General features: G+C 69.7%; 1 protein-coding gene. It reads left to right on the top strand.

Annotated elements, in window-relative coordinates; all coding sequences use genetic code 11:
• Positions 1-6,763 (top strand): amino acid adenylation domain-containing protein (locus ABZZ20_RS36415; protein WP_356877277.1); only part of this gene is annotated, 6,763 nt, incomplete at both ends.

Below are 6,763 nucleotides of genomic sequence, written 5' to 3'. Positions count from 1 at the left end.
TTCGCTCAGCGCCGTCTGTGGTTCATCCGCCAGTTGGAGGGCCCGAGCTCCACGTACAACATCCCGATGGTGCTCCGACTCAAGGGCAACCTGGAAGTGTGGGCACTGAACGCGGCGCTGCGAGACGCCGTGGCCCGCCATGAGGTGCTGCGGACGGTGTTCGCCACCGCTGACGGTGAGCCGTACCAGCGTGTCCTGGATCCAACAGAGTTGGACTGGCAACTTCAGTTCGCCGATGGTGTCCCGGACGTGGACGCCGCGGTGGCGGAGGCATCGGGGTACGCGTTCGACCTGTCTGCCGAAGTGCCCATCCGTGCCTGGCTGTTCTCGGCCGAGCCGGATGAGCAGGTGCTCGTGGTGGTGGTGCACCACATCGCCGGTGACGGCTGGTCGATGGGTCCGCTGGCACGGGATGTGTCGGTGGCGTACGCCGCACGGCGCGAGGGCCGCGCGCCGGAGTTCGAACCGCTCCCGGTGCAGTACGCCGACTACGCGCTGTGGCAGCGCGAACTGCTCGGCGAACAGAACGACCCCGACAGCGTGCTCTCCCGTCAGGTCGCCTATTGGCGCACGGCTCTTGCTGGTGCACCGGAGGAACTGGCGCTTCCCCACGACCGGATTCGCCCGGCCGTCGCCTCCCACCGCGGACACGGAGTCACCTTCGACATTCCGGTCGAGGTGCATGCGCGTCTGGCGGAGCTGGCCCGCGCCCAGGGCGTGACACCGTTCATGGTGCTCCAGGCCGCTCTCGCGGTGCTCCTTTCCCGCCTCGGCGCCGGCACTGACATCCCGATCGGGTCGGCGAATGCCGGCCGCACCGATGTGGCCCTCGACGACCTCGTCGGGTTTTTCGTGAACACGCTGGTGCTGCGCACGGACCTGTCCGGCGACCCGACGTTCACCGACATTCTGGGGCGGGTGCGGGAGACGAGTCTGTCTGCGTTCGGTCACCAGGATGTGCCCTTCGAACGACTGGTGGAGGACCTGGCGCCAGAGCGTTCCCTGGCCAGGCACCCGTTGTTCCAGGTGATGCTGACCTTGCAGAACACCGCAGAAGTCTCTCTGGAGTTGCCGGGTGTTCAGGTCGGCAACGCGGTGGAGGAACGTGCCGCTGGTGCCTCGGCGGCGAAGTTCGACCTGTCTCTGGTTGTCGAGGAGACGTTCGATGCACAGGGTGCCCCGGCGGGGCTGCGGGGTGCGCTGACGGCTGCGGCCGATCTGTTCGAGTCCAGGACTGCGGGACGGCTCGCGGCGCGTTTCGTGAGTGTCCTGGAGATGGTGGCGGCTGAGCCGCGGCTACGGCTCAGTGCCGTGGAAGTCCTCGACGAGGGGGAGCGGCAGCGGGTTCTGGTCGAGTGGAACGACACCGTGGCCGAGGTTCCTGCCGGCACGGTGGTGGACCACTTCGAGGAGCAGGTGGCGCGGACGCCGAATGTGGTGGCGGTCGTGGCCGATGGCACGGAGATGTCGTACGCGGATCTGGACGCACGCGCCAATCGCCTTGCGCACTACCTGGTGCATCAGGGCGTTACCCCGGGGTCGGTGGTGGGGCTATGCCTGCCGCGCGGGGCAGAGATGGTCGCCGCCATCCTGGCCGTGTGGAAGACCGGGGCCGCTTACGTACCACTCGACCCGGAGTACCCGGGGGAGCGGATCGCGTACATGCTCGCCGACTGTGGAGCGACCCTGGTCGTGGGCCTGACCGACTCGACGCGGGCTCTTTCCGTGCGCGGTGTTTCCCTGCTGCATCTGGACGACCTGGACACCGTCGACGCGCTCACGCACCAGCCGTCCACGCCACCGCCCGCCGATTCATCCCTCGACAGCCGGACCGCGTACGTGATGTACACATCCGGCTCGACCGGGCGGCCGAAGGGGGTCCAGACCACCCACGCGGGCGTGGCGAACCTCGCCGTGGCGGTACGCTCGGTGCTCGCCATCGAACCTGGGGAGCGCGTGCTCCAGTTCGCCTCGTTCAGCTTCGACGCTTCCGTCCTGGACATTGCCGCGACCTTGACGTCCGGCGGCACATTGGTGGTGGCGGGCGCCGAAGAGCGCGCGGACGTGCAGAAGTTGGGCCGTCTGATCCGCACGGCGCAGGTACGTACAGTCAGCGTCGTGCCGTCGCTGCTTGCGGTGCTCGACCCGGCGGATCTGGCGGGCGTGAGCACGCTACGGATCGGCGCAGAGCCGCTCTCCGCAGCGCAGGCCCAGCTGTGGGGCGCGGGCGGCCGTCGCCTGGTCAACTCCTACGGGCCGACCGAGTCGACCGTGATCGTCACAGCCGGAGCAGTGCAGCCCGGGAGTGGCCCGGTGGTGCCGATGGGTGCACCGCTCGCCAACACCAGGGTGTATGTGCTCGACGACGGTCTCGCGCCGGTACCGGTCGGGGTCGTGGGCGAGCTGTACATCGCGGGCCCGCAGGTGGCCCTTGGTTACGTCGGGCGGGGCGCCCTCACTGCTGAGAGGTTTGTCGCGTGTCCGTTCGGATCGGCCGGCCAGAGGATGTACCGGTCGGGCGACCGGGCGCGGTGGACGCCGGACGGGCAGCTCGTGTTTTCCGGGCGGGCCGACGATCAGGTGAAGATCCGTGGTTTCCGCGTCGAGCCGGGTGAGGTGCAAGCCGTTGTCGCCGAGCACCCGCAGGTCGGTGACGCCGTAGTGACCGCCCGCGAGGACGTTCCGGGTGACCAGCGCCTGGTCGCCTACGTGGTCCCCGTCGACGGCCACCGTCACGGTCAACTGGCGGAGGAGGTACGTCAGTTCGTTGCCGCTCGGCTGCCGGAGTACATGGTGCCCTCGGCCGTGGTCACCCTCGATGCGCTGCCGCTCACGGTGAACAGGAAGCTGGACCGCAAGGCCCTGCCCGCCCCGGAGTACACCACCGGTTCCGGCCGCGGCCCGGTGACGGTCCGCGAGGAGATCCTCTGCGCTGCGTTCGCCGAGGTCCTGGGCGTGGACAGCGTCGGTGTCGACGACAGCTTCTTCGCGCTGGGCGGCCATTCCCTCCTCGCGATCAGGTTGGTTGAGATTCTGCGCGCACGGGGCGTCTCCGTCGCGGTGCGGGCGCTGTTCCAGACGCCGACCGTGGCCAGGCTCGCGGCCGCTTTTGGCGCGGAGAGCGTGATCGTGCCGCCGAACGGTATTCCGGAGGGCGCGCAGGCGATCACGCCGGAGATGCTGCCCCTGGTCGACCTGACGGTGGATGAGGTCGAGCGGATTGTCGCGACCGTGGACGGTGGCGCGGCGAACGTCGCCGACGTGTATCCGCTGGCTCCCCTGCAGGAGGGGCTGCTCTTCCACCACCTCCTCGCCGACGGCGGCGAGGACGCCTACGTCAGGCCGACGGTGCTGGAGTTCGACACCCGTGAACGGCTCGAAGCTTTCACGGACGCGCTTCAGCAGGTCACGGACCGGCACGACATCCTGCGTACCGCCATCCTCTGGGAAGGTCTGCGCGAGCCGGCGCAGGTGGTCTGGCGGCATGCCCAACTCGCTGTGGAGGAGATCGCACTCGACCCGCACGGTGTTGAGCCGGTGGAACAGCTCCTTCATGCCGGCGGCCTGTCGATGGATCTGGGCCGTGCGCCGCTGCTCGGTCTGTACGCGGCGGCTGTCGCGGAAGGTCGTTGGCTGCTGCTGATCCGCGTGCACCACATGATTCAGGACCACACGGGCCTCGAACTCCTGCTGGGCGAGGTGGAGGCGTTCCTCGCCGGTCGGGGCGGCGAACTGCCGGAGCCCTTGCCCTTCCGTGACTTCGTCGCGCAAGCGCGCAGCGGGGTGGAGCGAGCTGAGCACGAGCGGTACTTTGCGGAGCTGCTGGGCGACGTGGACGAACCCACTGCGCCCTACGGCCTGGTCGATGCGTACGGCGACGGCGCGGACTCGGTGCAGGCACGGAGGGACTTCGCGGCCGACGTTGAGGCACGGCTGCGCGAGGTGGCGCGACAGCTCGGTGTGAGCCCGGCCACGGTGTTGCATGTGGCGTGGGCGCGGGTCCTCGACGCGGTCAGCGGCCGGGACGATGTGGTCTTTGGCACCGTCCTGTTCGGGCGGATGAACTCCGGAGCCGGTGCGGACCGGGTGCCCGGTCCTTTCATGAACACACTGCCGGTGCGGGCACGCCTGGACATTGGTGCGGGAGTCCTCGCGTCAGTGCGGGGGATGCGTGGTCAGCTCGCGGGGCTGCTCGAGCACGAGCATGCGTCGTTGGCTCTGGCGCAGCAGGCCAGCAGTGTGCCGGGGGACACCCCTCTGTTCACCTCGGTGCTCAACTACCGTCACAACACGGGATCCGGTCGGGGTGTGGCCGAGGTCAACCAGGGCATCGAGTTGGTGTTCTCTCGCGAACGCACGAACTATCCGCTGACCGTGATCTTCGATGACTTCGGTGATGAGCTGCGGCTGACGGTGGATGCGGTCGCTCCGATCGACGCGGACGCCGTGGCGGCGATGGTGAGCACGGCCACCACCAACCTCGTGGCCGCGCTGGAAGAGGCGTTGGACGGCGGCCCCGACGCTCCTCTGAGCGGCATCCGCGTGCTCGACGACACCCAGCGCCACCAGGTGCTCACCGAGTGGAACGAGACCGGGGCCGAGGTGTCGCCGGAGACGATTCCGCGCCTGTTCGAGGCGCGGACGGCCCGTACTCCGGACGCGGTGGCGGTCGTTGCCGACGGTGTCGAAGTGTCGTACGGCGAGCTGGATGCGCGGGCGAACCGCCTGGCGCGGCTGCTGGTGGGTGAGGGAGTGGGTCCCGAGTCCGTGGTGGGGGTGTGCCTGGAACGTGGCGTCGACCTGATCGTGGCGCTGCTGGGTGCACTGAAGGCGGGGGCTGCGTATCTGCCGCTGGACCCGGAGTACCCGGCCGACCGGATCGCGTACATGTGCGCCGACGCGGCACCGGTGGCGGTCATCGCCACGCAGGCCACCGCCGCCGTACTGCCGCAGGAGTCGGCTGCCACGGTCGTACTTCTCGACTCGCCCGAGGTGGCCGGGGCGCTGGACGCCCTGCCGTCGGACGAACTCGACGACGCCGAGCGGCGGGCTCCGCTGAAGGTGGAGCACTCCGCCTACGTGATCTACACGTCCGGGTCCACGGGCCGCCCCAAGGGCGTCTTGGTTTCCCACGCGGGCGTGGCAAGCCTGGTGGCCGGCCACATCCGGTACCTCGGCGTGGGCTCGGGGCACCGTGTGGGGCAGTTCGCATCGGCAAGCTTCGACACCTTCGGCTGGGAGTGGTTCATGGCGCTCCTGTCCGGGGCCGCTCTCGTGGTGGTCCCGCAGGAACGGCGCCTGGGCACGGCGCTGCCCGAGTTCCTCACTGCCCAGCGCGTGACGCACGTGACGCTGCCGCCGGCCGTCCTGGCCACCCTCGACGAGAAGTCGATCGGCACGGACATCGTGCTCGTCGTGGCGGGCGAGGCCTGCCCTCCTGAGGTGATGGCGCGCTGGGCGCGTGGCCGCGTGATGTTCAACTCCTACGGCCCGACCGAGACCACAGTGGACGCCACCCTGTGGCGCTGTCACCCCGCGGCTGCCGAGGTGGCCATCGGATCTCCTGTGATCAACACCCAGGTGTACGTGCTCGACGAGCACCTGGCCCCCACCCCGCCCGGTGTCACCGGCGAGATGTACGTGTCCGGTGCCGGGCTGGCCCGCGGCTATCTCGGGCGCCCGGGGCTGACCGCGGAACGGTTCGTGGCGAACCCGTTCGGCCCGACGGGGTCCCGCCTGTACCGCACCGGCGACCGGGCCCGCTGGACCCGCGAAGGCCACTTGGTCTTCGCCGGCCGCTCCGACGACCAGGTGAAGATCCGGGGCTTCCGGATCGAACTCGGGGAGATCGAGAGCGTGCTGGCCGAACACCCCTCGGTGGCCCAGGCCACGGTGATCGTCCGTGAGGACGCCCCGGACGACAGGCGTCTGGTGGCCTACGTCGTGCCCGCCGGAGGCGCCGCGACGGCCCAGCTGCCCGTGGCGCTCCACGGCCTCGCGGCCGAGCACCTGCCGGCGTACATGGTTCCCGCGGCGGTCGTCGTCCTGGACGAACTGCCGCTCACGGTGAACAAGAAGCTGGACCGCAAGGCCCTGCCTGCTCCGGAGCTCGCCGCCGCAACAACGGCCGGGCGTGCCCCTGCCGACGCGCGCGAAGAGATCCTTTGCGCCGTGTTCGCACAGGTGCTCGGCGTGGACAGCGTCGGTGTCGACGACGACTTCTTTGCCCTCGGCGGGCACTCCCTGCTCGCAGTGCGACTGGCCAGCCGGGTGCGCTCGGTGCTCGGGGTCGACCTTGAGATCCGGGAACTGTTCGACGCACCCACCGCGGCCGGGCTCTCCGCCCGGCTCGCCGGCGGGAGCACCACCCGGGCCGCCCTGACGGCGCAGGAGCGTCCGGAGCTCCTTCCGCTGTCGTACGCGCAGCGCCGCCTGTGGTTCATCAGCCAGCTGGAAGGCCCGAGCCCCACGTACAACATTCCGGTGGCGCTGCGCCTGAGAGGCCGACTGAATCGGGTGGCACTGAACGTGGCGCTGCGCGATGTGATGGCCCGTCATGAGGTGCTGCGCACGGTGATGGCCACCACCGACGGCGGGGAGCCGTACCAGCGCGTCCTGGACCCGGTGGAGCTGGGCTGGGAACTGCTCGTCGATGACGTTACGTCGGCGGACGTGGATGCTGTGGTGGCCGAGGCGGCGGGGTATGCGTTTGACCTGGCGGTCGAGGTGCCGATCCGTGCTCAGCTGCTCGCCGTGGGTCCGG

The sequence above is a fragment of the Streptomyces sp. NPDC006430 genome, assembly GCF_040612395.1.
Taxonomy (GTDB): Bacteria; Actinomycetota; Actinomycetes; order Streptomycetales; family Streptomycetaceae; genus Streptomyces.
The sequence above is the reverse complement of the archived record's forward strand: the minus strand, read 5'-3'. Positions and strand labels throughout refer to the sequence as shown.